This window comes from Streptomyces albiaxialis (assembly GCF_039530985.1).
GTDB classification, from domain to species: Bacteria; Actinomycetota; Actinomycetes; order Streptomycetales; family Streptomycetaceae; genus Streptomyces; species Streptomyces albiaxialis.
In genome coordinates this window covers 704,902-728,986 of the sequence record NZ_BAAAPE010000013.1, presented here as the reverse complement: position 1 = coordinate 728,986, position 24,085 = coordinate 704,902, and the positions used below count along the sequence as shown (strand labels likewise).

The following is a 24,085-nucleotide window of genomic DNA, read 5'->3' as shown; positions in this document are numbered from 1 at the left end:
TCACGGGTGGTATGAGCGGCATCTTCTCCCTGGACACGCTGTACGCGCTGGGCTGCGGCGTCGCGGTGGGCGGCGGCCTCGCGCTGCTGATCGTCGCGGTGCGCGGACTGCCCGCCAAGTCGCACGCCGAGAAGGAGAAGGCGGGCGAACGCGCCTCCGAGCTGGCGCGGTTCATGAGCAAGCGGGGCTCGATCGCCGTGTGCGGCGGTCTCCTCGTGCTGCTGCTGACGCGCTGGCCGGTGGCCGCGATCGCCACGGGCGTGCTCGTCTTCCTCTGGGACCGGCTCTTCGGCGGCGCGGCCGAGGAGCGCGCGGCCATGCGCCGCGTGGAGGCGCTGGCCGCCTGGACGGAGTCGCTGCGCGACACCATCGCGGGCGCCGTCGGCCTCGAACAGGCGATCCCCGCCTCGGCGCGGGCCGCCGCGCCCTCGCTCCGTCCCCATCTCGACGCGCTGATCGACCGGCTGCGCGCCCGTACGCCGCTGCCGAACGCGCTCCAGCACCTCGCCGACGAGCTGAACGACCCCTCGGCGGACATCGTCGTGGCCGCGCTGATCCTCAACTCGCGGCTGCGCGGGCCCGGTCTGCGCGAGGTGCTCGGCGCGCTCGCCAAGTCGGCGCGTGAGGAGGTGGACATGCGGCAGCGCGTGATGGCGCAGCGCGCCTCGACGCGCCGCAGCGTGCAGATCGTGGTCGGCGTCAGCGTGGCGTTCGTCCTCGGACTCGCGGTCTTCAACCGGGACTTCGTCAAGCCCTACGGCACCCCGCTGGGCCAGGTCGTGCTGCTGTGCGTGTGCGCGATGTTCGCCTGCGGCTTCTGGTGGCTGCGGAAGCTGTCGCGGATCGAGACGCCCGAGCGGTTCCTGACCCGCGCCGAGGAGGGCGCGCTGACGCCCCGGGACGGGCAGCAGCCCGCGGCCGGCGCGGCGGACGGCGTGCCCGCGTCCCCGGGGGAGGCGCTGCCGCGATGAACACCTTCACGCTGACCGCGCTGACCGGCGCCCTCATAGGCCTCGGCCTCTTCCTGCTCGTACGGGCGATCGCGCCCGGCAAGAAGGGGGCCGTCGCCTCGGTCGCCGAGATCGACGCGCTGCGCGCCCGCGCCGCCGCGCACCAGCCCGTGCCGGGCGCCGCCACCGGGCCCGAGCTGACGGGCCCGTTCGCGGAGCCCCGGGCCCGGCTCGGGGAGCGGCTCGCCGCGTTCTATGTGCGGCAGGGCTGGGAGATGCGCAGCCTCCGCTCCGACCTGGACGTCCTGGAGCGCGGCTGGGAGAACTTCCTCGCGACGAAGGTGCTGCTGGGCGCGACCGGGCTCTTCTTCGGGCCGTTCCTCTTCTCGCTGGCCTGGCTCGCCGGGTTCGGGCAGAGCCCGCTGATCCCGGTGTGGCTGGCGCTCTTCTTCGCCGGGCTCTTCTTCATGCTGCCGGACCTGGAGGTCCGGCGCGACGCCGCCGACAAGCGGCGTGACCTGCGGCGCGTGGTCGGTGCCTATCTCGACCTGGTCGCCATGAACCTCGCGGGCGGGCGCGGCCTGCCCGAGGCCCTGAAGGCGGCCAGCGAGGTCAGCGACGGATGGGCGCTGCGCCGGATCCGGGACGCCCTCGCGGACGCGCGGATCACGGGGCAGAGCCAGTGGCAGGCCCTGGGCCAGCTCGGCGTACGGCTGGGCGTGGACGAGCTGAAGGACCTGTCGGCCTCCCTGGCGCTGGTCGCCGACGACGGCGCGAAGGTGCGGGCCTCGCTCGCGTCGCGCGCCGAGACGATGCGGCACAGGGAGCTAGCGGAGATCGAGGGCAGCGCCGGGGAGAAGTCGCAGTCGATGCTCGTCGCACAGCTCATGCTGTGCGCCGGCTTTCTCGTCTTTCTCATCTTTCCCGCCGCCATGCGCGTCTTCCAGATCTGACCGGGCCCTCCCTCCCCCACCTCTCCTCTTCCGAAAGGACCGAGAACGATGCCGGTGAACCCCTTCAAACCGACGAGCCACCCCGCCGTCGACCTGATGGTGACCTTCCTCCGCGGCCGTATCCAGCGGGCCCGCTCCGGCGAACTCGACCGGGGCGCCTCGGCCGTCGAGTGGGTGATCATCTCCGCGGTCGTCGTCGCCATCGTCGGCGTGGTCGCGGCGATCATCAACATGGCGCTGAAGAACGGCGCCGACAAGGTGAGCGACTGCATCGACGACGCGGACGCCAACGGAACCTGCGACTAGGGACAGGGCGTCGGCAGGTGGGACGGGACCGGTTCGTGCGGGGCGTACGCCGCAGGTGGGAGGAGATCTCCGACCGCGGCGACCGCGGCATGAGCGGAATCGAGTTCGTGATCCTCACCCCGGTGCTCTTCTTCCTGATCTTCGCCACGGTGCAGTTCGCGCTCTACTTCTTCGCCGACCACGTGGCGCAGGCCGCCGCGCAGGCGGGCGCCCGCAAGGCCCGGCAGCAGGCCGACGCCAACGCGGGCGGCTGGCGCGGCGAGGCGCAGCAGAAGGTCGGCGAGTACATCGACCAGCTCGGCCCGCAGCTCGTGCTCAAGCCGGACGTGACGACGCTCCAGCCCGAGCAGGACACGGTCGGCGTGGAGATCGAGGCCAAGGTGCCCTCGGTCTTCCCCGGGCTCGACTTCACGGTGCACGCGGTCTCGCAGGGGCCCGTCGAGCGCTTCGTCCCGGACGGGGGTGGCTGATGGGCGTACGGGAGGACAGAGGTCTCTCCACGATCGAGGTCGTGATCCTCGCGCCCGTGATGATGCTGTTCATCCTGGTGCTGGTCGCCTTCGGCCAACTGGTCGACGGGCGTGGCCAGGTGGACGGCGCGGCGCGCGACGCCGCGCGCGCGGGCTCGCTCCAGCACGGCGACTTCAACGCCGCCACCGGCGCGGCCCGGGACGCGGCCGAGGCCACCCTCAAGGACACCTGTGCCAACGGCATCGAGGTCCGGGCGGGCGGCGACTACCGCTCGGGCGGCATCTTCACCGTCGAGGTGAGCTGCAAGGTGCGCGGCCTGGGGATGCTGGGCCTCGACATCGGCAAGACCATCACCGGCAAGTCCAGCTCCCCCATCGACCCGTACCGGAGGACAGGGTGAACGGCCAGGTCGTACGGGACCGGCTGGCCGCGCTCCGCGCGTGGCACCGGCGGGAGGGCGACCGCGGATCCGGCGCCGGGGCCGTGATCCTTTTCGCCGTGCTGTTCATGGTGCTCGCCGCCTTCGTCGTCGACGGCGGCCTGTCCATCTCGCAGCGCGAGCGCGCCGCCGACATCGCCGAGCAGGCCGCGCGGTACGCCGCGCAGGACATCGACGAGGAGGCCCTGCGCGAGAGCCAGGGCAAGAACGCGCCCATCAACTACGAGAACTGCCAGCCACGCGTCACCGAGTTCGCCCAGCAGTCGGGGCTGTCCGGCGCCGACGTCGCCGCGTCGGGCTGCGTCGCCGCCAGCGCGCAACAGGTCGAGGTGCGCATCCGGCTCACTTACCGGCCCGTGCTCACCGGCCTCTTCTACACCGAGCCCGTCGAGGTCCACGGCACGGCGAAGGCGGAGTCCGTGACGGGATAGCGCCGGACCGGCCGCGCCGTCAGGAGCAGCGGCAACTCCACAGCATCAGCGACGTCTCACGGGGAGCACACGACATGGCCCGCCGCAGCACCTCACCCTCCGGACCCTCCGGTACGCCCCGTTCGCGTACGCCCGTCCAGGTGCGGACCCGGCGGACGTTCGGCGACGTGGTCAAGGCGCTGCTCGCCTTCCTCGCGTTGACGGTGCTGCTCGTGGGCGTGCCGGGCGCCCTCGCGTACTTCATCGGCTGGCCCCTGCCGCACAGCCTGCCCTCGCTGGGCTCGCTCCAGGACGAGGTCAGCGCGGGGATGTTCATCAACGTGCTGACGGTCGTGGTGTGGCTGGCCTGGGCGCAGTTCACCGCGTGCGTCCTGGTCGAGGTCAAGGCCGCCGTCTCGGGCGTCGGGCTGCCCGCGCACGTGCCCGGCGCGGGGCCGAGCCAGATGCTGGCCCGGCAACTCGTCGCCGCCGTCCTGCTGCTGGGCTCGACCGCGGCGAGCTTCGCGCCCGGCATCGCCCAGCTCGGCCAGTCCTTCCCGCAGCAGAACGACGGCCGGACCGTGGCCGCGGCCCAGCTCCTCCCGGGCCAGCACGGCGGGCACGGAGCGTACGGTACGGGCGCGGCCCACGCCGACGGGCGGGGCGGCTCCGGCATGGGCACGATGGGCGGCAGCGACCACCTGACCCCGGCCTCGTACTCCACCGGCGGTTCGGGCGAGGCCCGTAAGGCGGGGGGCACGCAGGGGTCCACGAAGTTCTACCGGATCCAGCCTCCCGAGGGCCGCCACCACGACTCGCTCTGGGAGATCTCCGAGCGCCACCTCGGCGACGGCCGCCGCTACAAGGAGATCTACCGCCTCAACAAGGACCGCGAGCAGCCCGACGGCTCCAAGCTGTCCGAGGCCAGCCTCATCCGGCCCGGCTGGATCATGGAGATGCCCGCCGACGCGCACGGCGGCGAGCTGGTCGAGATGCCCGACGAGGCACCGGAGATCAGCGAGCAGCAGCGCCGGCAGTTCGAGGAGTACCAGGGCAACGGCGGCGACTGGGACTCCCAGAGCCCGGACGGCGGCGCACGCCACGACGCGGGCCGGCCGGACACGCCGTCCCGGCCGGACGGCGCGGACAAGGGCGGCACGGACCAGGGCCGTCCGGACCGGTCGACGCCGTCCGAGGACGCGTCCCCGTCGCCGGACCGGCCGGAGGAGCGGGACGGCAAGGAGGAGAAGCTCGACGTCCCCCCGTCCCGGCACACCCCCGACCGCCAGGAGCAGTCCGTCCCGGAGCGGCCCGGCGCGCAGGAGCCGACGCGGCCCGGCGACTCGGAGGACGCGTCCGACGACACCGGCCCCGGCATCGACCAGCCCGGCGACATCGCGGAGGACGTTCCCGACAAGGCCGGGCCCGACAAGGGCGCGCCCGGCAAGGGGGACGGTGGCGCCTCGGAGGACGACGCGGTACGGGACGGCGGCACCGGCAAGCCGGACACCGACAAGCCCGAAGCGGGCAAGGGCGACGGCGGCGGCAAGGACGGCGCCGACAAGGGCGGCGGCAAGAAGGACCCGCGCTCCGACCTCGCGCACGCGGGCGTGCCCGGCGCGGGCGACGAGTCGTCCACCGACCTGTCGGACTCCGCCGAGGGCCCGTCCCGAGGGGACAAGGGCACCGACGCCTCGGGCGACACGGAGGCCCGCCCCGCACCGGACACGGCGACCGGGGAGAAGGGCGAGAAGGGCGAGAAGGGCGAGAAGGGACGGCACGCGGGGGACCCCGCGCCCGAGCAGGACCCGGCAGCGCAGGCGCCCTCCGAAGCGCCGTCCGCCCCCGACACCGACTCCGCCCCCGCCCCCGAGACCGACCCGGCCCCCGCGCCCGAGGCGGACACCTCGGGGCCCGACGTACAGGCCGACGAGAAGCACACGCCCCAGGCCGACGCGGGACAGGGCGGGGACCAGGGCGGGGACGGGAGCGGGGACGAGGGCGGTTCGCCGATCGGCCTGCCCGAGGCCCTCATCGGGGCGCCCCTGCTGGCCGCCGGGCTGCTGGCCGCGCTCGGCAGGCGGCGCCGCGAGGCGCTGTGGAAGGCCGTCACCGGAGGCGGCGGCCGGACGCCCGCGCACGACTTCCCGCCGCCCTCCGAGCCCGCGGCGCTCGTACGGGACGCGCTGTTCGTCGGCGCCGACCCGGGCGCCGTCCGCTTCCTCGACCGCGCGCTGCGCGGGCTCTCGGAGGACCTCGGCGCGCAGGGCAGGACCCTGCCGGTCGTCTACGCGGCCTGGCTGACCGACCAGGAGCTGCACCTCCAGTTGTCCGAGGAGTGCGGACAGCCCCCGGCCCCCTGGCGGTTCGGGCAGAACGCGAGCTTCTGGAGCATCCAGCGCACGCACACCCGGGTGGATGTCGGCGGCTCCGTGGCGGCCCCGTACCCCGGGCTCGTCAGCCTCGGCATGCGCGGCGACGCCCGGCTGCTGCTGAACCTGGAGTCGGTGCCGGGCCTCGTCACGGTCACGGGCGAGGCGGAGGAGCGCTCCGCCGTGCTGGCCTCGCTCGTCGCCGAACTCGCCACCAGCGGCTGGGCGGACAGGATGACGCTCACCCTCGTCGGCTTCGGCGAGGACCTGACGCCGCTCGCGCCCGCCCGCGTCCGGCACGTCGCCGACCTCTCCGGGCTGCTCCAGGCGATGGAGACGGAGTCGGGCGTACGGCGCGGGGCGCTGCGCGGCGCGGGCCAGGACACCGTGCTCGCCGGGCGTACGGGCCCGGCCCGGGGCGAGCACCAGTGGGTGCCGCACCTCGTGGTCGTCGGCTCGGATCCTACGGACGAGGAGGCCGCGCGCCTCGCGGCGCTCGCGGGCGCCTCCGATCCGCTCGGCATCGGCTTCCTGGTGAGCACGGGGAGGCGGCAGCTCCCGGGCGCCGTCTGGGAGTTCGACATCGCGCCGGACGGCGTGCTGCGCGCGCCGCAGATGGGGCTCGAACTGCGCGCCCAGCTCCTGCCGGACCACCTGCGCGCCGCCGTGGTCGAGCTGTTCGCCGACACGGAGAGCCCCGCCGCGCCCGAGCAGGGCCCCGGCTTCCGGGTGGACCTCAGCGACGGCGGGCGGCCCGGCGTCTACGCGCGCCTGCTCGGCCCGTACGAGATCCTCGGGCTGCCCGAGCCCGAGGAGTCCCGCAGCGCGCTGCTCCACGAGGCCCTGGCGCTGCTCCTGCTGCGCCGCGAGGGCGTGCACCCGAGGGTGCTGGCCTCGGCGCTGTGGCCGAAGGGCGTCACCGACGACGTACGGGACGCGCTCGTCGCGCGGCTGCGTGACTGGCTGGGCCGTGACCCGGACGGCAGGCCCCGGCTGACGGCCGACGGCGACGGGCGGCTCGTGCTCTCCTCCTCGGTCGTCTCCGACTGGGACGTGCTGCGCACCCTGCACCACGGCACGACGGGGCCGGGCGGGGCCCGGCTGTCCGCCGCCGTGCGCAGGCGGCAGCTCACCGACGCCATGGAGCTGGCGCGGGGACCGCTGCTCGCCGACCGGACGGAGGGCCGTTACGGCTGGCTCGCCCACGAGGTCGCCGAGGCGCAGCACCCGCTGCTCGTCGCGGAGACGGGGCTCGCGCTGGCCGCCGAGCACGCCCGCGCGCAGGAGCCCGACCGAGCGCTGGGCGCGGTCCGCGCGGCGCTGCGCACGGCGCCCTCCGACGAGCGGCTGTGGGAGGAGCTGCTGCGCACCGCCCACGCGACCGGCGAGGAGACGCTGCTCCGCGAGGCCGTCACCTGGGTGACCGAGCGCAGCGCCCAGCTCCACGGCGCCGACCGGGGACTGCCGCCGCGCACGGCCGCGCTCCTCGACGAACTCGCCCCGGGCTGGCAGCCCGCGGCCCGCCCGTAGGGCACGGAGCGGCGGAGGAACGAGCCGCTCCGCGTCCGTATCGTCACGCCTTCGCAACCCTCGTCCCGGGGCCGGAATCGCCCGGAGTGCGTCACATTCCCGTCAGGAGCGGGACACCCGGGACGAGGAAGTCGGGGGCGGACGGATGAGGCGGACAGCGGGAGTACGGACGGCGGGAGCGCGGGCGACGCGAGTACGGGCAGCGGGGGCACGGGCGGCGGGGGCACGGGCGGCGGGGCGCTGGACGGTGGTGGCGGTGACGGCCGCCGCCCTGCTGGCCGCCGGATGCTCGGGAGGCGGGGACACGGACTCGGCCGACCACGCGCGGAAGGGCGGCGCGAAGGAGGCGGCCCCCGACGCGAGGGGGCCGGGCGGCGGCTATGTGGGGGAGGGCACGCCGGGCCCGGAGGGGGACGCCGGGCAGCCCGGGGAGTCGGGGGAGCCCCAGGACACCTCCCGGCGGCCGGACTTCCGCTCGACGTTCGCGCTCGACGTGGACACCGCGTCGTACAGCTACGCGCGCCGCACCCTCAAGAGCGGGCGGCTGCCCGCGCCGGGCACGGTCCGTACGGAGGAGTTCGTCAACAGCTTCCAGCAGGACTACGCGCGCCCCGAGGGCGACGGCTTCTCCGTCTCGGCCGACGGGGCGCGTACCACCAGTGCCGGATGGTCGCTGCTGCGCGTCGGGCTGGCCACCAAGGCACAGGCGCCCGAGGCCGACCGGCCGCCCGCCGCGCTGACGTTCGTCCTCGACGTGTCCGGCTCCATGGCCGAACCGGGCCGCCTCGACCTCGCGAAGAAGGCGCTGAGGACCGCCGCCGACCACCTGCGCGCCGAGGACTCGGCGGCCCTCGTCACCTTCAGCGACACCGCGAAGACCGTGCTGCCCATGACCCGGCTGGGCGGCGGCGGACGCGAACGGCTGCGCGACGCCGTCGCCGGGCTGGAGCCGCAGCAGGACACCAACCTCGGCGCGGGCGTGACCCGTGGCTACGAGGAGGCGGCCGAGGGCAGGCGCGAGGGCGGCACCAACCGCGTCGTCCTGCTCTCCGACGCGCTCGCCAACACCGGCAGCACCGACGCGGGCTCGATCCTGGAGAAGGTCTCCGAGAACCGGAAGAAGCACGGCATCACGCTCTTCGGCGTCGGCGTCGGCAGCGACTACGGGGACGACCTGATGGAGCGCCTCACCAACAGGGGCGACGGCCACACCGCCTACGTCTCCAGCGAGAAAGAGGCCCGCGAGGTCTTCGTCGAGCAGTTGCCGCGCAACGTCGTGGTGCGCGCCAGGGACGCCAAGGCCCAGGTCACCTTCGACCGGGACGCGGTCGCCCGCTTCCGGCTGCTGGGCTACGAGAACCGGGCCGTGGCCGACGAGGACTTCCGGGACGACTCGGTCGACGGCGGCGAGATCGGCCCCGGCCACACCGTCACCGCGCTCTACGCCGTACGCCTCAAGCACGACGCGGAGGGGAACGCCGCGCGGGCGACCGTACGGTGGCAGGACCCGGAGACCCGCGCGCCGCACGAGCGGTCCCGGCGCATCGGGGTGGACGCGCTCACCGGCGACGGGCTGTGGGGCGAGAACGCGGAGGGCACCCCGCCCCGGCTCCGCCTCGCGGCGGTCGCGGCGTACTTCGCGCACGCCCTGCGTTCGGACGCGCCGGGCCCGGCGCTGCCCGGCGCGCCCTCGCTCCGCACGCTGGGGGCGGAGGCACGCGGCCTCGCGAAGGAGACGGGCGACGGGGCCGTCTCGACCCTGGCGGAGACGATCGACAGGGCGGACGGCCTCAGGTCACGGCAGTAGGGCGTACGGACCCGCGCAGGGCGTACGGACCCGCGCTGGGCATACGGACGCACGCGGGACCTGCGGGCACACAGAAGCCGTGGCCCGCGCCCTCGGGGGTAGGGGCGCGGACCACGGCGGTCTGCGGTGCGTCTGCGGTACGGCAGAGGCGCGTCGGCGTCAGCCGATCTGCAGCTTCTGGCCGGGCAGGATGAGGTCGGCGTCGCCGCCGACGGTGCTCTTGTTGTCCTGGTAGAGCTTCTGCCAGGTGGTGCCGTGCGCGGCGGCGATGGACGACAGGGTGTCGCCGGACTTCACGGTGTAGTTGCCCTCACCGGTCTGCGGCGCCTGCTGCGGGGCCTGCTGGACCGGCTTCTGCACCGGCTTCGGGGCCTGCTGCTGCGGCTGCGCGGGCTTGGGCTGCGCGGGCTTCGGCGCGGCCTGCTTCTGCTGCGGCTGGGCCGGCTTCGGCTGCGCGGGCTTCTGCTGCTGCGAGGCACCCGGGCTCACGTTGGCGGAGGGGCCACCGGCCTGGAGGTTGCCGGCACCGGCGCAGGCCCAGGCACCCGGGCCCTGCATGGCGAGAAGCTTCTCGGCGGTGGCGATCTGCTGCTCCTTGGTGGCCAGGTCGGCGCGGGGAGCGTACTTGGTGCCACCGGCGGCGGCCCAGGAGGAGTTGTTGAACTGCAGGCCGCCGTAGTAGCCGTTGCCCGTGTTGATGGACCAGTTGCCGCCGGACTCGCACTGGGCGACCTTCTCCCAGGTGTCGACCGAAGCGGCCTGGGCGCCCGTGGCGGACATGAGCGGAACGGCGACAGCGGCACCCGCGACACCGGTCAGGGTGGCGATACGGACGGCCTTGGAGGGACGGCGGTGACGGCCCTTGCCGGAGAACAGCATGGTCTTTCTTTTCCTTACAGTCGCGGCTGCTCACCACGGGGAAGAGGCGAGCGGGTCGAGCGGAGCGACAGTAAGCACACGTGTCCGGATGCGTCCAAAAGCTCCAGCAAAGATCGCTAAGGGCACTTGACACCCCTGAGTCGCGTCTGTGCAGGTGGTGCGAGTACGAGCGAAACCGGCGGACCCGGTGTGACATAGACGTCGGAGACAAGCGTCACAGGAGAGGGGGGTTTGATTGTGATCTGCGCAATGGCCCCGCCCCCTCGCCTGGCGGGATGTCCGATCTGCCCTTAATGTTCCGGGTGTTCGTGCCCGTCACGCCGCTGTCCCGGCTCCTCCACCTGGATCGTCGCGTGCGTGATGCCGTACCGCTCGTCCAGCAGCGCGAGCACTCCCTCCAGTACCTCCGTCGGGCGGCTCGACGGCTCGGCCACCACATGGCCGCTCGCCGCGTCCATGCCGGAGGTGACCGTCCAGATGTGCAGGTCGTGCACCTCCGCCACGCCGGGCAGCGCCGCCATGTCCGCCTCGACGGCGGCCACGTCCAGCCCCGGTGGCGCCGCCTCCATCAGGATCCGCACCGCCTGCCCCGCCACCCGTGCCGCGCGCGGCAGGATGAACACCCCGATCCCCACGCCCAGTACGGGGTCCACGTAGCGCCAGCCCGTCAGCAGGATCAGCCCCGCGCCCACGATGACCGCCACCGAGCCGAGCAGATCCCCCAGCACCTCCAGATAGGCGGCCTTCAGATTGAGGCTGTCCTTCGCGCCCGAGGAGAGCAGCCGGAAGCTGATCAGGTTCACCACCAGGCCCCCGGTGGCGACCAGCAGCAGGGGCAGCCCCGGCACCTCGGGCGGCTCGCCCCACCGCAGCACCGCCTCGACCAGGACGTAGACGGCGACGCCGAAGAGGAGGACCCCGTTCGCGAGCGCCGCCAGCACCTCCAGCCGGTAGGTGCCGTACGTGCGCTGCCGGGGCCCCTCCCTGCGCGCGAGCGTGACCGCGGCCAGGGCCATGCCGAGGCCCAGCACGTCGGTGCCCATGTGCGCCGCGTCGGACAGCAGCGCGAGCGAGTCGAAGACGATGCCGCCGACGACCTCCGCGCCCGCGTACGCGAGCGTGAGGAAGAACGCGACGGCGAGCGCCCTGCGGTGCCGTCCCCCGGCGGAGAGCGCGCCACCGGGAGGCCCGTGATCGTGCCCCATGTGCCGCAAGCTAACAGCGCGGGGCCCGCCCTCCGCCGTACCGCGCGGGACAGCGGGCTGGACAGTGCGCGGGTGGCGCCATAATGGCGCCATGGACCTCACGCCGTACGTCGACAACCTCCGGCGCGAGCTGGCCGTGGCCGCCGAGGCCGGGGGCGAGGACGCGCGCGTCCTCGCCGAACGCCTCGCCGCGCCGCTGGAGTCGGCCGCCCGTCTCGCTCTGCTGAACGTGCTCTCCGACGCCATGGGCGAGATCACCCGCGAACTCGCCCCCGGCTCCGTGGACGTACGCCTGCGCGGCCTCGACCCCGACTTCGTCGTCACGGCGCCGCCGTCGGGCGAGGAGGGCGGCCCGGCGGACGGGCCGGACGCGACATCGGCGCCGGCCGCGGGCCCGGGCTCAGGTCCGGTTCCGGGCTCGGTTCCGGGCTCGGGTCCGGGCGGGGCCCCGGGCACGGCCGCGGCCCTCGCGGCGGACGAGGGCGGCACCTCCCGCATCAACCTCCGGCTGCCCGCCCAGCTCAAGCTCCGCGCCGAGGAGGCCGCCGCGCACGAGGGCCTCTCCCTCAACGCCTGGCTCGTCCGCGCCCTCTCCTCCGCGCTCGACCCCGAGGGTGGCGCCGCCCGGCGCGACACCGGTACGGCCGGGCGCGCGGGGCGCGGCAAGCAGAGCCTCACCGGCTGGGTGCGCTGACCATGGAGCGCTTCGAGACCCCGGGGCCGATCGCTGTCTCGCTCCAACTGACCGTCGGCGCCGTCCGTATCGACGCCGCCGCGCGTACGGACACCACCGTCACCGTCCGCCCCAGCTCCGAGGAGAGCGAGGCCGACCGCAAGGCCGTCGAACAGGTCCGCGTCGGCTACGCGGACGGCACGCTCCAGGTCAGGTCGCCCAAGGCGCGCGGCCTCTTCGGCAGGCCGGGCTCGGTCACCGTCGAGATCGCGCTCCCCGAGGGCTCCCGGCTGGACGGCGTCGCCTCGCTCGCCGACTTCGTGTGCGAGGGCGCGCTGGGGGAGTGCCGCTTGAAGACCTCCGCCGGCGACATCCGGACGGGCCGTACGGAGGCGGCGCGGCTGACCACCCAGTACGGCGACATCGCCGCCGACCATGTGGCGGGCCGCGCCGAGGTCACCACCGGCTCGGGCGAGGTGCGGATCGGCGTGATCGACGGCGAGGCCGTCGTCAAGAACTCCAACGGCGACACCCGTATCGGCGAGGTCACCGGCGACCTCCGGCTGCGCCTCGCCAACGGCGGCGCCACCGTCGGCCTCGCCCACCGCGACGTCACGGCCAGGTCCGCGAACGGCTCGTTCCGCCTCGGCGAGGTCGTACGCGGCACGATCGGCCTGGAGACCTCGGCGGGCGACCTCCGGATCGGCGTCCGCGAGGGCACGGCCGCCTGGCTCGACGTCCACTCCAAGGCGGGCACGGTCCACAGCTCCCTCGAACCGACACGGGGCCCGGGCACGGGAGAGACGGTCGAGGTCCACGCCCGTACGAGCTACGGAGACATCGAGATCCACCGGGCAGGGGGCTAGGACTTTTCCGGGGCCCCTTCTGAGGGCCCTCAGGGGATGGTGCTTCGGAAACAGAAGCAGTACCGTGCGGTGCGGCGGTGTGCTTCGCAAACCGAAGCGCGCCGCTCCGGCCCGAAGGAGGACCCGCCGCCCATGACGCCGACTCCGCGTGTCCCGCCGCTCGAAGCCCCGTATCCGCCGGACGCCGACGCGGTGCTGCGCCGCATGATGCCCGGCGACGAGCCTCCCCTCGCCCTCTTCCGCACCCTCGCGCGCAGCGTCCCGCTCGCCGAGGCCATGCACGGCTGGGGCGCGTACCAGCTCAGCCGCCGCCTCGGTGTCGGCGTCCGCGAACGCGAGATCGTCATCGACCGCACCTGCGCGCTGTGCGGATGCGCGTACGAATGGGGCGTCCACGTCGCACGCTTCGCCGCCCGCGCCGGGCTGACGGACGAGCAGGTCTCCTCCCTCGCGCACGGTTCGAGTGCCGACCCCTGCTGGACGGACGAGCGCGACCGCGTGCTGCTCGACATGGCCGACGCGCTGCACGCCGAGCACGACCTGGACGACGCGCTGTGGGAGCGCCTCATGGCCGAGTTCACCCGGGAGCAGGCACTGGATCTACTGATGCTCTGCGGCTGGTACCACGCCATCAGCTTCACGGCCCGCGCCGCCCGGCTCGCGCCCGAACCGGGCACGCCGGACTTCGAGGACGTCCGGCCCGCCGAGGCCTCAAGGGCCTCAGAGACCTCAGAGACCTCAGGGGTCTAACGGGCCGTCGTCGGCCCCGGCTTGAGTGTCAGACTCCCCGGTACGGCCGCGAACGCGTCCCGCAGATCGTCCGCCAGCCGCGCGCGCCCCGGGGAGCCGGGCCGCGCGATCCAGGTGTGCAGGGCCCAGTGGAACGAGGCGATCACCAGGTCCAGCGCCAGCCGGGGCCGCGGGTCCGCCGCGCCGCCCAGGTCGAACCGGCGGTGCAGCACGTCGAGCGCGGCCCGGCCCGTGCGGTCGCAGAAGTGCAGCCCGTGCGCGTCCATCGACGGTGACCGCTCGGCGAGCCGGTGGCTGAGCCGGACCCGGCGCGCCCAGCCGTCGTCCGGCATCCGCGCGAGGGCGCCGAGAAGCACGTCCTGGAGCACCGCCAGCAGCGTGCGCCCCTCGGGCTCCACGCTCTCCAGGTCCTCCAGCAGCGCCGTCCACATGTCCTGGGTCGGCGCCATCGCCACGTCCTCCTTGCTCGTGAAGTAGCGGAAGAACGTGCGCTTGGAGACCTCGACCCGCTCGCACAGCTCGTCGAGCGTCGCCCCGTCGAAGCCCCGCTCGGTGAACAGGTCGAGGGCCGTCTCGATCAGCGCCTGACGGGTGCGCAGCTTCTTGCGCTCGCGGAGCGGCAGTCGGTGACGGTCCTGCCGGCCGGGGGCGGGGGCGGGGGCGGGGGCGGCTTCGGGCATGCCGCCACCTTAGCGGGGGCGCCATGGAGAAGCGAACGCCACTTGAAAGCAAGTGCCACTGAGTGGCATAAATGGACGACGTCTCCTCATCCGCCCTCCGGAAGGTGCCCTCATGCGCGCCCTGCTCATCGACCGCACGGCCCCCGCCCGCTTCCGCCTCGGCGAGGTCCAGGACCCCGACCCCGCGCCCCACCAGGCGCTGGTCCGGGTGACCGCGACCTCGTTCAACTACGGCGAGATCAAGCACGGCCTGGAGGACGCGCCGGACGGCACCGTCCTCGGCTGGGACGCCGCGGGCGTCGTCGCTCGCCCGGCCGCCGACGGCTCGGGCCCCGCCGCCGGAACCCCCGTGACGACCCTCGCCCTCGGCGGCGCCTGGGCCGAACTCCGCGCCGTGGACACCGACCTGATCGGCACCGTCCCCGAGGGCGCGGATCTCGGCGCGGCGAGCACCGTCCCCGTCGCGGGTGCCACGGCCCTCCGCGCGCTGCACCGCGCGGGGCCCGTCCTCGGTCGCCGCGTCCTGGTCACCGGTGCCACGGGCGGCACCGGACGCTACGCCGTCCAGCTCGCCCGGCGCGGCGGCGCGCACGTCACCGCCTCGACCGGCGACCCCGCCCGGCACGGCGACAGCCTCCGGGCCCTCGGCGCCCACGAGGTCGTCGAGGGCCCGGAGGCCCTCACGTCCCCGGTGGACGCCGTCATCGACCTGGTGGGCGGTCCCCAACTCGTCGCCGCCCACCAGCGCCTGGCCGAGGGCGGCACGCTCGTCGCCGTGGGCCACGCCCCCGACCTGCGCGAGAGCTTCCCGGCCGGTGCCTTCTTCGGCGACGGGGGCCGCCACGACCGTACGATCGCGACGTTCTACCTGCCCGCCTGCCACGGCCTCGCCCGCGACCTCACCTGGCTGTCCGCCGAACTCGCGGCGGGCGCCCTGGACCCGCAGATCACCTGGCGCGGCCCCTGGACCCGCGCCGCCGAACCGGCCGAGGCCCTCCTCGACCGCCGGCTCCACGGCAAAGCGGTCCTGGAGATCGCCTGAGCGGTGCCCCCCGGGGGTGGTGCGGGCCGCGGCGGGCGCCGGGGGTGCGCCTCGCGCGACCGGCGCGGCACATCTTGCTGCCGTTCGCGCGCGGGTGGACGCTGTGCGCGATCCCGAGCCCCCTCACGACGGCGGTGGTGACCTGTGCCCGAAGGGACCGTGGTGTGGTTCGACTCCGAACAGGGCGTAGGAGTCATCGCCCAGGACCACGGCGGTCCCGACATCGCCGCCCACCACTCGGCCGTCCTCGGCCCCGCCACCCGCGCCCTGCTCCCGGGCGAGCGGGTCCGGTTCGATCTGACCCTCGACGCCAAGGGCACCCGGGCCGACAACATCCTCCCCCTGGGCCGAGCACGCACCAGGAGCCCCTGAGCGAAGCCCTCCCGGGAGGGCCGGGGCGGGCGGGGCAGGGCCCGGGGCGGCGGGCTCCCCGCCCGACGCCCCGGGCCTCGCCCGCACTCGGAGTCAGGCGGTGAACTTCTGCCAGCCCGAGCAGTAGTCGGAGCCCCAGTCCACCTGCACGCAGCCCCTGATGTTGTAGACGGTCCCCTCGGGAAGGTTCGTGTTGCGCTTCGTGCGGTCGCCCGGGTTCAGACCGCCCTCGATCGTCTTCACGCTGTCGGGGACATTGTCCTTGTCGTACTGGACGTAGATGCGGTTGCCAGGGCTCTTCTGGCGGTAGGTGTGGAACCAGTCGCCCTTGTGCTTGAACTTCACGTAGCCCGCGAAGTCCTTGTAGCCGTTGGAATAGTCGTAGACATTGACCTTCTCGTTGCTGCCCCGCACGGCCGGCCCGTCGCCGGGCGCGGCAGCGGCCGGCATCGCCAGCGCGCACGTCGCGCCGAACGCCGCCAGCGGCATCGCGGCGGCCTTGAAGATCCTGCGCATGGTGGAACCTCCCCGTTGAGGCGGCGCCCGGTGCGCCGCCCGCTGCGCACCACCCTGCGTTCTTCCGGCACATGACAACACCTCGGAACTCTCAGGGGCAGGTCGGCGCGGAGCGCCCGGGCGGCGCATATCGTCGGCGTATCGAAAAGCGGATACGCGCCGGCAACACACGGCCGACTTGGCTGGCGTCATGTCCTCCTGCGAACCAGCACCCCTGCCCCTCCCCGTGACGCCGGTCGTCGCGCCGATCAGCGACGCCGAGCACCTGGCCTTCGTACGGGCGCGGCGGTCGGTGAACTTCGCGCAGACCCCGGCGTGGGGGCGGGTGAAGACGGAGTGGCGCGCCGAGTCGCTCGGATGGCTCGACGGCGGGCGGCTCGTGGGGGCCGGGCTCGTCCTTCACCGGCCGGTGCCGGGCCTGTCGCGGTTCACGCTCGCGTATGTGCCGTGGGGTCCCGACATCGACTGGGCCGGGGACATCGGTGCGTGGCTCGACCCGCTGGCGGCGTATCTCAGGGCCCGTGGCGCTTTCGCGATCCGGCTGTGCCCGCCGTTGCGGACGCACACCTGGAACGCGGCGCGGGTCAAGGACGGCCTGGCCGATCCGGGGGTGCGGCGGCTCACCGGAATCCCCGACGGCCACGTCGACCCGGCCGGTGCCGCGGTGAGCCGACGGCTACGGGCGGCAGGCTGGCTGCCGCAGAACCCCGAGGACGGGTTCGGGGCCGGGCAGCCGCAGTTCACGTTCGAGGTGCCGTTGGCGGGACGGTCCGAGGACGACGTCCTGAAGGCCATGAACCAGCAGTGGCGCCGCAACATCAAGAAGGCCGTGAAGGCGGGGGTCGAGGTCACGGCCGGTGCCGCGTCGGACCTCGCGGCGTTCCACGAGCTGTACGCGCACACCGCCGCGCGCGACGGATTCACGCCGCGGCCGCTGGCGTACTTCGAGACGATGTTCGGGGAGCTGAGCGCCGAGGACCCCGGGCGGATCGCGCTCTATCTGGCACGCCACGAGGGCGAGTTGGTGGCTGCCGCGATCCTGGTGCGGGTCGGCGCGCACGCCTGGTACGCGTACGGCGCCTCCTCGACGGCCAGACGTGAGGTGCGGGGATCCCACGCGTGCCAGTGGGCGATGATCCGTGACGCCCTGGCGGCGGGCTGCGACGTGTACGACCTGCGGGGCATCACGCCCACGCTCGACAGCGCCGATCCCCATGCGGGCCTGATCCGGTTCAAGGTCGGCACCGGGGGGCGGGCGGTGCGGTACGTCGGGGAGTGGGACCTGCCGCTGCGACCGCTGGTCTACCGCGCCTTCGACCTGTACATGCGGCGGCGCGGGCGCTGAGCCCGCGCCGCGCGGTCACCCGAGTGCGGCGGCCACCTCGTCGAGGCGGGCGCCGCGCGACGCCTTGACGAGGACGACGTCGCCGCCGGTGAGGGTCTCGCGCAGCCAGGCGGTGGCTGCCCGGTTGTCGGTGAGCGGGACCGCCCGTTCCCCCGCGGCGTCGGCGACGGGACGGGCGGTCTCGCCCACGACGGCCACCAGGTCGGCGCGCGCGGCCGCGTACTCGCCCACGGCTCGGTGTTCGGCCTCGCTGTCGGCGCCGAGTTCGAGCATCGCGCCGAGTACGGCGATACGGCGGCGGCCCGCGATGGCCGCGAGCGTGTCCAGGGCGGCGCGGGTGGCGTCGGGGTTGGCGTTGTAGGAGTCGTCGATCAGGGTCGCGCCGCAGGCCAGGGCGCGGCGCTCCATGCGCCGCCCGGACAGTGAGGCGGTGCTGAGGGCCACGGCCGAGGTGACCAGGGGGATGCCGGCCGCGAGTCCCGCCGCGGCGGCGGCCGCCGCGTTGAGTGCCTGGTGGGCGCCCACGAGCGGCAGCGCGACGCGGGCCGAGGTGCCGGAGGCGCGCAGCGTGAACGTCGCCCGGCCCAGGCGGTCGAGGACCAGGTCCTGGACACGCACGTCGGCGTGTCCGGTGCGGCCGAAGGTCAGGACCGGCCCGTCGGTCAGCGCGCGCATCGCGGTGACACGGGGGTCGTCGGCGTTGAGGACGGCGGTCCCGCCGGGCGCGAGGCCGCGCACGAGTTCGCCTTTGGTCCGTGCGATAGCCGCGCGCGAGCCGAACTCCCCGATGTGGGCCTGGCCGACGTTGAGCACGACCGCGATGTCGGGGGCGACCAGGCCGGTGAGGTGGGCGATGTCGCCGAGGTGGCGGGCGCCCATCTCCAGGGCGAGGAAGCGGGTCCGCGCGTGGGCGCGCAGCATGGTCAGGGGCACGCCGAGTTCGTTGTTGTACGAACCGTGTGTGGCGACGGTCGGCCCGGCGCCCGAAAGGACCACGGACAGCAGGTCCTTGGTGCTGGTCTTGCCCTGCGAGCCCGTCACCGCGACGACGGTCAGCGCCTCGCGCAGCCGGGTCACGGCGTGGGCGGCGAGTATCTGCAGTGCGGCCGGTACGTCGTCGACGACGACCGTGGGGAGCGGCGTCGGCCGTGAGCCGAGAACGGCGGTCGCACGGGTGCGGCCCGCGTAGTCGTGGCCGTCGACGCGCTCACCGGCCATGGCGACGAAGAGACCGCCCGGTTCGCCGTACCGGCTGTCGAGTACGGCCGGCGCGCTCACCGCGACGGTCGCGTCCCCCGTGACCCGGCCTCCGACGAGCGCGGCGATCTCGGCGAGGGAGAGCGGGGGCGGGGGCGGGGGCGGGGTGAGGGACGGCTGGCTCTGAGTCATGGCTTCAGTGAAGGAGGCGGGGTGTTGCCGGGGCGTATGCGGTTCTCGATACGCGGGCGATAGGTGGTGGGCTCTGGTGGAGTGCTCTGGTGGTGGGCTCCGGCCGGACCGCCGGACCGCCGGACCGCCGGACCGCCGGACCGCCGGACCGCCGGAGCCCACAGCCCTTCATCCCAGACTCACCTGTGTGATGGGAAAGTCGAAATAGGTGTCCGGGTAGGGCTCGTCCTTGAGCGTGTAATGCCACCACTCGCATGCGTAGGAGCTGAATCCGCTGGTCTCCATGACGGCGCGAAGACGCCTGCGGTTTTCCGCCGCGTCGCGCGGGATTCCTTCCGCTCCGTGGTGCGAGACCGTGTCCATCAGGTCGTGGTCGCCGCCCATGGCGGCGAGTTCGCCGCTTTCCAGGTGGTACAGCGTCAGGTCGACGGTACTGCCGCGGCTGTGGCCCGACTTGGCGGCCACGTATCCGTTCTCGAACATCGCCGGCCGGTCGATATGGGGATAGTGGCGGTGCTTGGTGCGGCCGTCCTCCGGCTGCTCCGACCAGTGCAGAAAGGAGTCCACGGCACGTTGCGGGCGGTAGCCGTCCCAGAGGAGGAGGCCGAATCCGTGCGAGGCCGCCTCTTCCCGTGCGCTCTGCAATGCCGCACACAGGGCCCTGGTGCCGACGATGCGATTGGCCAGGTATCCGTTGACCGGTTTTCCGGTGAAGTTGTCCCAGGTGGCGTACTTGGCGTCCCAGCGGACTCCGGGCATGTACTCGTCTATGAAGACGAAGTCGTCACGCATCGGCCTGCTCCGTCGGAGTCAGGGCCCGGGCGAGCGTCCCGGTCACCAGGCGGTCGAGCACTTCGGACAGCGGAATCCCGGCGGCGGCCATCATCCTCGGATACCGGCTGTAGGAGGTCATGCCGGGGAATGTGTTGACCTCGTTGAGGACGATCTGTCCGTCGTCCTTGAGGAACAGGTCCACGCGGGCGAGTCCGTCGCAGCCCAGGGCCCGGTAGACGGCCTTCGCCACTTCCTGGACGCGTGCCCGGGATTCGGCCGGAATGTCGGCGGGGACGATCGGCGTCGCATTGTCGGAGCCGGTCTCGGGTTCGTCCTCCTGGTGGATCCGGAAGAATCCGTGGGACAGGGCGATGTGGTCGACTTCTCCCGCGGTCAGGTCCGCTCCGCCGCCCAGGAGGGCGCATCCGACCTCGCTGCCGACAACCGCCTCCTCGACCAGGACTTTCGTGTCGTACCGCCGGGCGACGTCCAGCGCGGCCGGAAGTTCTTCCGCGTTCGCCACCTTGCTGACCCCGAAGGACGATCCCGAGCGGGCCGGCTTCACGAAGACGGGATAGGTGAGCCGCTCGGCGTCGATGTCCTCGCCCGCCGCGACCGTCCAGAAGTCCGGCGTGGCGATTCCGGCGCCCGCGGCGACGAGATAGGCGAGGGACTTGTCCATGCCCAGCGCGGAACTCTGGACGTCGCAGCCCACGTACGGGATTCCGGACAGTTCGAGCAGGCCCTGTATCGCGCCGTCCTCCCCGAGCCTGCCGTGCAGGACGGGCACTACGACATCGAGGCCGATCGTCTCGTACTTCCCCTGATCGAGGACGAGCAGTCCGCGCACGCCGCGGTCCGGGGAGAGCACGACGGACTGATATGCGCCGCTCTCCCAGTCCGCGGCGGGGCCCTCGCAGAGTTTCCAGGCGCCGTCGCGGGTGATCCCGATGAAGTGCGGCTCGTACGTGTCCGGGTCGAGATTCCGCGCGATCTCCCGCGCGGACTTGATGGAGACGGGGTGTTCCTCCGAGCAGCCTCCGAACAGGATTCCGACCTGAAGCTTGGCCTTAGACATGCTGATTCCTGCTTTCGAATTCCAGGCAGTTGGTGATCGAGTTCTCGACCGTGTCGCTCAGGGCACGGTCCGTGTAATACGCGGTGTGCGGGCTGATGAAAGCGTTCGGCATCTCTTGCAGCCGCAGCAGTGGCTTGCTGTCGATGGGGGCGTTCCGTCGGTCGGCGTAGAACACGCCTTCCTCGCCCTCGACGACATCGAGGGCGACACCGCCCAGGCGCCCGTCCTCCAGCGCCGCGACCAGCGCGACGGTGTCGATGAGGGCACCGCGCCCGGTGTTGACCACGAACGCGCCGGGTTTCATCCGCTGAATGCGTGCACGGCCGAGAAGGTGGTACGTCCCGGCGTTGAGCGGTGCGTGGAGCGTGACGACGTCGCTCGACGTCAGCAATTCATCGAGCGAGACCTCGTCGCCGGGGTCGTCGGAGGCGCCGGGGCCGCCGGGGGCACCGGGGGGACCAGGGCGGCCGGATTCAACGGCGCGATTTCCGTACGCCAATATCCGGCAGCCGAAGGCGCGGAGCCTTTCCATGACGGCCGTGCCGATGCGCCCCGTTCCGACCACGCCGACGGTCAGGTCGCGCAGCTCTTTCCCCCGCACGTGGTGCAGCCGGTAGTCGTGCACATCCGCGCGGCGGACGGTGGACTTGGCGTGGCGCACCGCCATCAGCAGCATCATCACCGTGTAGTCGGCGACGCCGTCGGGGGAGTAGCAGACGTTCTCGACGGAAATGCCGACGCGGCCCGCGTAATCCACGTCGATGTGGTCGTACCCGATGCTCCTTGTGGAGATGTAGGAGACACCGGCCCGGCGCAGCGCGCGAAGTGTCGCCGGGGTGATCGGCGTCTTGTGTCCGACGCTGATGCACCGGTTTCCGGATGCCAGGCGGACGTTGTCCTCCGACACCGCGGATTCCGTGATCGTCGACGTCACCCCGAATCGGGGCGCCAGCTCCCGGAACCGTGCGGCTTCGTCCCGCCCGCATCCGAAAGCGGTGATTCCCACTGGTTCGCTGTAGGTCATGCCCCCATTCAAGGAAACGGGGTGTTGCGGGCGCGTATGCAGTTTTCGATACGCTGCCGATACGTTGCCGGCCTGCTTTACCGGTCCGCTTTATCGGTCCGGGGGTGCCGGCCGCAGGCGAGGCCGTCGAGAGCAGGGCCACGCACATGGCGGGGCGCGTATTACGACTGGGGGGACGTACGCGCGGGCAGTGCCACCGTGATGCGCAGGCCGCCGGTGTCGCGCGGGGTGAGAGTGAGGGTGCCGTCGTGTGCGCGGGTGATGGCTGTGACGATGGCCAAGCCGAGCCCGACGCCCGCCTGATGGGCGTGGATGCGCTCGGTGCCCCTCTGGAATGGTTCGGTGAGCGTCGAGACCAGGTGCGGAGGCAGTATCTCGCCGGTGTTTTCGACCGTGAGCATCACGGCGCCGGAGTGGACGCCGGTAATGACCCAGACCCTGCCCTGTCCAGGCAGATTGTGGACGATCGCGTTGTGCACGAGGTTCATGGTCAGTTGCAGCAGCAGCGCCGGCGATCCGCTCGCGGGGGTGATGTCGCCGCGGGTCTCGATGGTGACGCCGTTCCTTTCCGCGAGAGGGAGCAGCGTTTCGGTGGCTTCTTCCGCGAGGAGGGACAGGTCGACCTGTTCTCGGGTGAAGGACCGCCGGTCGGCCCGGCTGAGCAAGAGCAACGCCTCGGTGAGGTCGATCGCCCGGGTATTGACAGCCTGGAGGCGGTCGAGGACTTCGCCGGTGTCGTACGACGGATCGGTGCGGGCCACGTCGAGGAGCGACTTCGAGATGGCCAGCGGGGTGCGTAGTTCGTGCGAGGCGTTCGCCGCGAATCTCTGCTGCTCGGCGACGTGTGCTTCAAGCCGTGCGAGCATCGCGTCGAAGGCATCGGCGAGTTCGCGGAACTCGTCCTGGCGTCCCGGCATCCGGATACGGTGCGAGAGCGATCCCGTGGCGGCCGTGCGGGTGGCATTGGTGATGCGAGCCAGGGGGCCGAGCATACGACCGGCGAGGACCCATCCTCCCAGAAGGCCGAATACGAGGAGGAACACCATGACCGCGGCTGCCGTGGGCGCGAAATCCCGCACGAAGTCGATGACCGGGTTGCTTTTCCACGCCCCCTCTTCGTTGGTCTGCAACCACCCCTGTCGCAGGAGGAAGACTCCTACGGCGACGAGCGCCAGGGCACCGGCGAGCACGAGGAATCCGGCGTAGCTGAGGGTGAACTTGAGGCGGACACTCAATCCCGGCGCTCTACCCATGGTTCTCTCCCCCGGCTCCGGCCCGCGGCTGTGCACCGGTTCGGTAGCCGCCGCCGGAGACCGCGGCGATGATCCACGGCTCACCGAGACGCTCGCGCGGTGCACGCCCGCGGTCGAGCGCCGGGAGCCGGAGGACGAGTTCCCGCAGTGCGAACCGTTCCGTGGGGCGGTCGGCCGCGATCGCTTCCAGGCGCAGGTCACCGCGCATGGCTGCCGCCGCACAGGGTTCGTCCTCGACGGTCGACACACGCATACTCCCGATGTTACGAGCGGGCACATATCGTCCGCGTATCAAAACCTCGCCGTGTCAAGACCGTCGTAGACGCGGAGCACCACCGGGGAGCGTCCAGCTCACGGACGGCACCGGGCGTGCCGAGCGGGATCGCGTCCGCGCGTCGCGGCATGCCCGCGGGGCCGGTCTGTCGGCGTGTCCGAGCCAAGGCCCGCAAGGCAACCCCGATCGAACGCGAGTTCAAGAGCCCGATGAGCGAGCGGGCGCATGACATGCGCGGGGTCATTCCACGCATGGAAGGAAGTGCTCCGCTTTGCGGGGGCGAGTGCCAGAAGGCACCTTGACCAGCAAAAAAGCCCTCCGAAGGAGGGCTGAGGAGAGCGCCCCCGGCAGGACTCGAACCTGCGGCCAAGTGCTTAGAAGGCACCTGCTCTATCCACTGAGCTACGGGGGCCGGTCTTCGTCGCGGTCGGCGGGCGCGCCCCCGGAGCGACCATGGCGGGGTCAAGGATAGGGGGCCGGGAGGCTCGTCCTGCTCGCTTCACGTCCGCGACGCCGTGTGGAGGTTCAGTGAAGCGATCCCGATAATCGCAGGCGGGTGCGATTTCCGCAGCGCTTTTGGCGCTGCGGGGTGAGGGTGTTGCGCACTCGTTATGGCTGCGGCGGGGTTGCAGGGTGGGTCATGAGGGGCGAATGGGGCCATTGACTGCCGAAAGCTGCCATTTTCGGTGCCCCGTACCGCGAATACGCTTCAAATACGCCCCAAAAT

The 24,085-nt window shown here is 72.8% G+C and carries 23 protein-coding genes, 1 tRNA gene and 1 pseudogene; 14 read left to right on the top strand and 11 right to left on the bottom strand.

What is annotated here, in order from left to right; genetic code table 11:
• Positions 1 to 11 precede the first annotated feature (11 nt).
• The 8 genes from ABD343_RS26860 (at position 12) to ABD343_RS26825 (ending at position 9,238) form a co-directional block, all read left to right on the top strand.
• Positions 12 to 971: a type II secretion system F family protein gene (locus ABD343_RS26860; RefSeq protein WP_344531904.1), complete on the top strand. Its 960-nt coding sequence runs from the start codon at positions 12 to 14 to the stop codon at positions 969 to 971.
• Complete coding sequence (locus ABD343_RS26855) at positions 968 to 1,903, top strand: type II secretion system F family protein (protein ID WP_344531903.1); 936 nt, start codon at positions 968 to 970, stop codon at positions 1,901 to 1,903. The genes ABD343_RS26860 and ABD343_RS26855 overlap by 4 nt, the downstream gene beginning before the upstream one ends.
• A 48-nt stretch (positions 1,904 to 1,951) precedes the next feature.
• Complete coding sequence (locus ABD343_RS26850) at positions 1,952 to 2,209, top strand: hypothetical protein (protein ID WP_344531902.1); 258 nt, start codon at positions 1,952 to 1,954, stop codon at positions 2,207 to 2,209.
• A gap of 89 nt (positions 2,210 to 2,298) precedes the next feature.
• Positions 2,299 to 2,679 (top strand): TadE family protein, encoded by a 381-nt coding sequence (locus ABD343_RS26845; protein ID WP_344532260.1) that lies wholly within the window; start codon positions 2,299 to 2,301, stop codon positions 2,677 to 2,679.
• A complete protein-coding gene (locus tag ABD343_RS26840; RefSeq protein WP_344531901.1) occupies positions 2,679 to 3,080 on the top strand; it encodes a TadE/TadG family type IV pilus assembly protein in 402 nt (133 codons plus the stop codon). The genes ABD343_RS26845 and ABD343_RS26840 overlap by 1 nt, the downstream gene beginning before the upstream one ends.
• Positions 3,077 to 3,550: a Tad domain-containing protein gene (locus ABD343_RS26835; RefSeq protein ID WP_425578276.1), complete on the top strand. Its 474-nt coding sequence runs from the start codon at positions 3,077 to 3,079 to the stop codon at positions 3,548 to 3,550. The genes ABD343_RS26840 and ABD343_RS26835 overlap by 4 nt, the downstream gene beginning before the upstream one ends.
• Positions 3,551 to 3,624: 74 nt before the next feature.
• Complete coding sequence (locus tag ABD343_RS26830; RefSeq protein ID WP_344531900.1) at positions 3,625 to 7,431, top strand: hypothetical protein; 3,807 nt, start codon at positions 3,625 to 3,627, stop codon at positions 7,429 to 7,431.
• Positions 7,432 to 7,576: 145 nt separating this feature from the next.
• A complete protein-coding gene (locus ABD343_RS26825; protein ID WP_425578275.1) occupies positions 7,577 to 9,238 on the top strand; it encodes a vWA domain-containing protein in 1,662 nt (553 codons plus the stop codon).
• Between the two features lie 159 nt (positions 9,239 to 9,397).
• Here the strand turns inward: ABD343_RS26825 and ABD343_RS26820 are convergent, their stop codons facing one another.
• Together ABD343_RS26820 and ABD343_RS26815 are read right to left on the bottom strand one after the other, a co-directional pair.
• On the bottom strand, positions 9,398 to 10,117 hold the full coding sequence (locus ABD343_RS26820) for a LysM peptidoglycan-binding domain-containing protein (RefSeq protein WP_344531898.1): 720 nt from the start codon (positions 10,115 to 10,117) through the stop codon (positions 9,398 to 9,400).
• A 290-nt stretch (positions 10,118 to 10,407) separates the two neighbouring features.
• Positions 10,408 to 11,322 carry a cation diffusion facilitator family transporter gene (locus ABD343_RS26815; protein WP_344531897.1) on the bottom strand — a complete coding sequence of 305 codons (915 nt, stop codon included), beginning with the start codon at positions 11,320 to 11,322 and terminating at the stop codon, positions 10,408 to 10,410.
• A gap of 91 nt (positions 11,323 to 11,413) precedes the next feature.
• On the opposite strand from ABD343_RS26815, the gene ABD343_RS26810 reads away from it, so the two are divergent.
• The 3 genes from ABD343_RS26810 (at position 11,414) to ABD343_RS26800 (ending at position 13,611) form a co-directional block, all read left to right on the top strand.
• A complete protein-coding gene (locus ABD343_RS26810; protein ID WP_344531896.1) occupies positions 11,414 to 12,016 on the top strand; it encodes a toxin-antitoxin system HicB family antitoxin in 603 nt (200 codons plus the stop codon).
• Between the two features lie 2 nt (positions 12,017 to 12,018).
• Entirely contained in the window at positions 12,019 to 12,861 is an 843-nt protein-coding gene (locus tag ABD343_RS26805; protein ID WP_344531895.1) for a DUF4097 family beta strand repeat-containing protein, read from the top strand.
• Between the two features lie 132 nt (positions 12,862 to 12,993).
• Entirely contained in the window at positions 12,994 to 13,611 is a 618-nt protein-coding gene (locus tag ABD343_RS26800; protein ID WP_344531894.1) for a carboxymuconolactone decarboxylase family protein, read from the top strand.
• Here ABD343_RS26800 and ABD343_RS26795 read toward each other — a convergent pair.
• The gene (locus tag ABD343_RS26795; RefSeq protein ID WP_344531893.1) at positions 13,608 to 14,291 is read right to left on the bottom strand and encodes a TetR/AcrR family transcriptional regulator; all 684 of its coding nucleotides are present in this window, start codon (positions 14,289 to 14,291) and stop codon (positions 13,608 to 13,610) included. The two genes, ABD343_RS26800 and ABD343_RS26795, sit on opposite strands and share 4 nt — an antisense overlap.
• A 112-nt stretch (positions 14,292 to 14,403) precedes the next feature.
• Here ABD343_RS26795 and ABD343_RS26790 point away from each other — a divergent pair, with 112 nt between their 5' ends.
• Both ABD343_RS26790 and ABD343_RS26785 read left to right on the top strand, forming a co-directional pair.
• Entirely contained in the window at positions 14,404 to 15,333 is a 930-nt protein-coding gene (locus tag ABD343_RS26790; RefSeq protein WP_344531892.1) for a zinc-binding dehydrogenase, read from the top strand.
• A 144-nt stretch (positions 15,334 to 15,477) separates the two neighbouring features.
• Complete coding sequence (locus tag ABD343_RS26785) at positions 15,478 to 15,705, top strand: cold-shock protein (RefSeq protein ID WP_344531891.1); 228 nt, start codon at positions 15,478 to 15,480, stop codon at positions 15,703 to 15,705.
• Positions 15,706 to 15,798: 93 nt separating this feature from the next.
• Here the strand turns inward: ABD343_RS26785 and ABD343_RS26780 are convergent, their stop codons facing one another.
• Positions 15,799 to 16,221, bottom strand: coding sequence for a hypothetical protein (locus ABD343_RS26780; RefSeq protein WP_344531890.1), 423 nt, complete (start codon positions 16,219 to 16,221; stop codon positions 15,799 to 15,801).
• Positions 16,222 to 16,411: 190 nt separating this feature from the next.
• On the opposite strand from ABD343_RS26780, the gene ABD343_RS26775 reads away from it, so the two are divergent.
• Complete coding sequence (locus ABD343_RS26775; RefSeq protein ID WP_344531889.1) at positions 16,412 to 17,566, top strand: lipid II:glycine glycyltransferase FemX; 1,155 nt, start codon at positions 16,412 to 16,414, stop codon at positions 17,564 to 17,566.
• Positions 17,567 to 17,581: 15 nt separating this feature from the next.
• Here ABD343_RS26775 and ABD343_RS26770 read toward each other — a convergent pair whose 3' ends face one another.
• From ABD343_RS26770 to ABD343_RS26740, 7 genes and pseudogenes are all read right to left on the bottom strand, one after another.
• Positions 17,582 to 18,955 carry a UDP-N-acetylmuramoyl-tripeptide--D-alanyl-D-alanine ligase gene (locus tag ABD343_RS26770; protein ID WP_344531888.1) on the bottom strand — a complete coding sequence of 458 codons (1,374 nt, stop codon included), beginning with the start codon at positions 18,953 to 18,955 and terminating at the stop codon, positions 17,582 to 17,584.
• 168 nt (positions 18,956 to 19,123) lie between these two features.
• A complete protein-coding gene (gene vanX / locus ABD343_RS26765) occupies positions 19,124 to 19,747 on the bottom strand; it encodes a D-Ala-D-Ala dipeptidase VanX (RefSeq protein ID WP_344531887.1) in 624 nt (207 codons plus the stop codon).
• Entirely contained in the window at positions 19,740 to 20,807 is a 1,068-nt protein-coding gene (vanA, locus tag ABD343_RS26760; RefSeq protein WP_344531886.1) for a D-alanine--(R)-lactate ligase, read from the bottom strand. Before vanA ends, vanX begins: the two co-directional genes overlap by 8 nt.
• Positions 20,800 to 21,831, bottom strand: a complete 1,032-nt coding sequence (locus tag ABD343_RS26755) for a D-isomer specific 2-hydroxyacid dehydrogenase family protein (protein ID WP_344531885.1) — start codon at positions 21,829 to 21,831, stop codon at positions 20,800 to 20,802. Before ABD343_RS26755 ends, vanA begins: the two co-directional genes overlap by 8 nt.
• Positions 21,832 to 21,992: 161 nt before the next feature.
• A complete protein-coding gene (locus tag ABD343_RS26750; RefSeq protein ID WP_344531884.1) occupies positions 21,993 to 23,084 on the bottom strand; it encodes a sensor histidine kinase in 1,092 nt (363 codons plus the stop codon).
• A 169-nt stretch (positions 23,085 to 23,253) separates the two neighbouring features.
• A pseudogene (locus ABD343_RS41040) lies at positions 23,254 to 23,337 on the bottom strand (response regulator transcription factor); the annotation flags it as partial.
• A gap of 360 nt (positions 23,338 to 23,697) precedes the next feature.
• Positions 23,698 to 23,770: transfer RNA gene (locus tag ABD343_RS26740), tRNA-Arg, on the bottom strand.
• Positions 23,771 to 24,085 lie beyond the last annotated feature (315 nt).

Bases quoted from the DNA above. Each gene is read 5' to 3' on its own strand.
- ABD343_RS26790 (WP_344531892.1), top strand. From the start codon at position 14,404: ATGCGCGCCCTGCTCATCGACCGCACGGCCCCCGCCCGCTTCCGCCTC.
- vanA (WP_344531886.1), bottom strand. From the start codon at position 20,807: ATGTCTAAGGCCAAGCTTCAGGTCGGAATCCTGTTCGGAGGCTGCTCG.
- ABD343_RS26845 (WP_344532260.1), top strand. From the start codon at position 2,299: ATGAGCGGAATCGAGTTCGTGATCCTCACCCCGGTGCTCTTCTTCCTG.
- ABD343_RS26850 (WP_344531902.1), top strand. From the start codon at position 1,952: ATGCCGGTGAACCCCTTCAAACCGACGAGCCACCCCGCCGTCGACCTG.
- ABD343_RS26810 (WP_344531896.1), top strand. From the start codon at position 11,414: ATGGACCTCACGCCGTACGTCGACAACCTCCGGCGCGAGCTGGCCGTG.
- ABD343_RS26800 (WP_344531894.1), top strand. From the start codon at position 12,994: ATGACGCCGACTCCGCGTGTCCCGCCGCTCGAAGCCCCGTATCCGCCG.
- ABD343_RS26855 (WP_344531903.1), top strand. From the start codon at position 968: ATGAACACCTTCACGCTGACCGCGCTGACCGGCGCCCTCATAGGCCTC.
- ABD343_RS26860 (WP_344531904.1), top strand. From the start codon at position 12: ATGAGCGGCATCTTCTCCCTGGACACGCTGTACGCGCTGGGCTGCGGC.
- ABD343_RS26755 (WP_344531885.1), bottom strand. From the start codon at position 21,831: ATGACCTACAGCGAACCAGTGGGAATCACCGCTTTCGGATGCGGGCGG.
- ABD343_RS26780 (WP_344531890.1), bottom strand. From the start codon at position 16,221: ATGCGCAGGATCTTCAAGGCCGCCGCGATGCCGCTGGCGGCGTTCGGC.
- ABD343_RS26830 (WP_344531900.1), top strand. From the start codon at position 3,625: ATGGCCCGCCGCAGCACCTCACCCTCCGGACCCTCCGGTACGCCCCGT.
- vanX (WP_344531887.1), bottom strand. From the start codon at position 19,747: ATGCGTGACGACTTCGTCTTCATAGACGAGTACATGCCCGGAGTCCGC.
- ABD343_RS26815 (WP_344531897.1), bottom strand. From the start codon at position 11,322: ATGGGGCACGATCACGGGCCTCCCGGTGGCGCGCTCTCCGCCGGGGGA.
- ABD343_RS26825 (WP_425578275.1), top strand. From the start codon at position 7,577: ATGAGGCGGACAGCGGGAGTACGGACGGCGGGAGCGCGGGCGACGCGA.
- ABD343_RS26805 (WP_344531895.1), top strand. From the start codon at position 12,019: ATGGAGCGCTTCGAGACCCCGGGGCCGATCGCTGTCTCGCTCCAACTG.
- ABD343_RS26840 (WP_344531901.1), top strand. From the start codon at position 2,679: ATGGGCGTACGGGAGGACAGAGGTCTCTCCACGATCGAGGTCGTGATC.
- ABD343_RS26820 (WP_344531898.1), bottom strand. From the start codon at position 10,117: ATGCTGTTCTCCGGCAAGGGCCGTCACCGCCGTCCCTCCAAGGCCGTC.
- ABD343_RS26775 (WP_344531889.1), top strand. From the start codon at position 16,412: ATGTCCTCCTGCGAACCAGCACCCCTGCCCCTCCCCGTGACGCCGGTC.
- ABD343_RS26795 (WP_344531893.1), bottom strand. From the start codon at position 14,291: ATGCCCGAAGCCGCCCCCGCCCCCGCCCCCGCCCCCGGCCGGCAGGAC.
- ABD343_RS26750 (WP_344531884.1), bottom strand. From the start codon at position 23,084: ATGGGTAGAGCGCCGGGATTGAGTGTCCGCCTCAAGTTCACCCTCAGC.
- ABD343_RS26770 (WP_344531888.1), bottom strand. From the start codon at position 18,955: ATGACTCAGAGCCAGCCGTCCCTCACCCCGCCCCCGCCCCCGCCCCCG.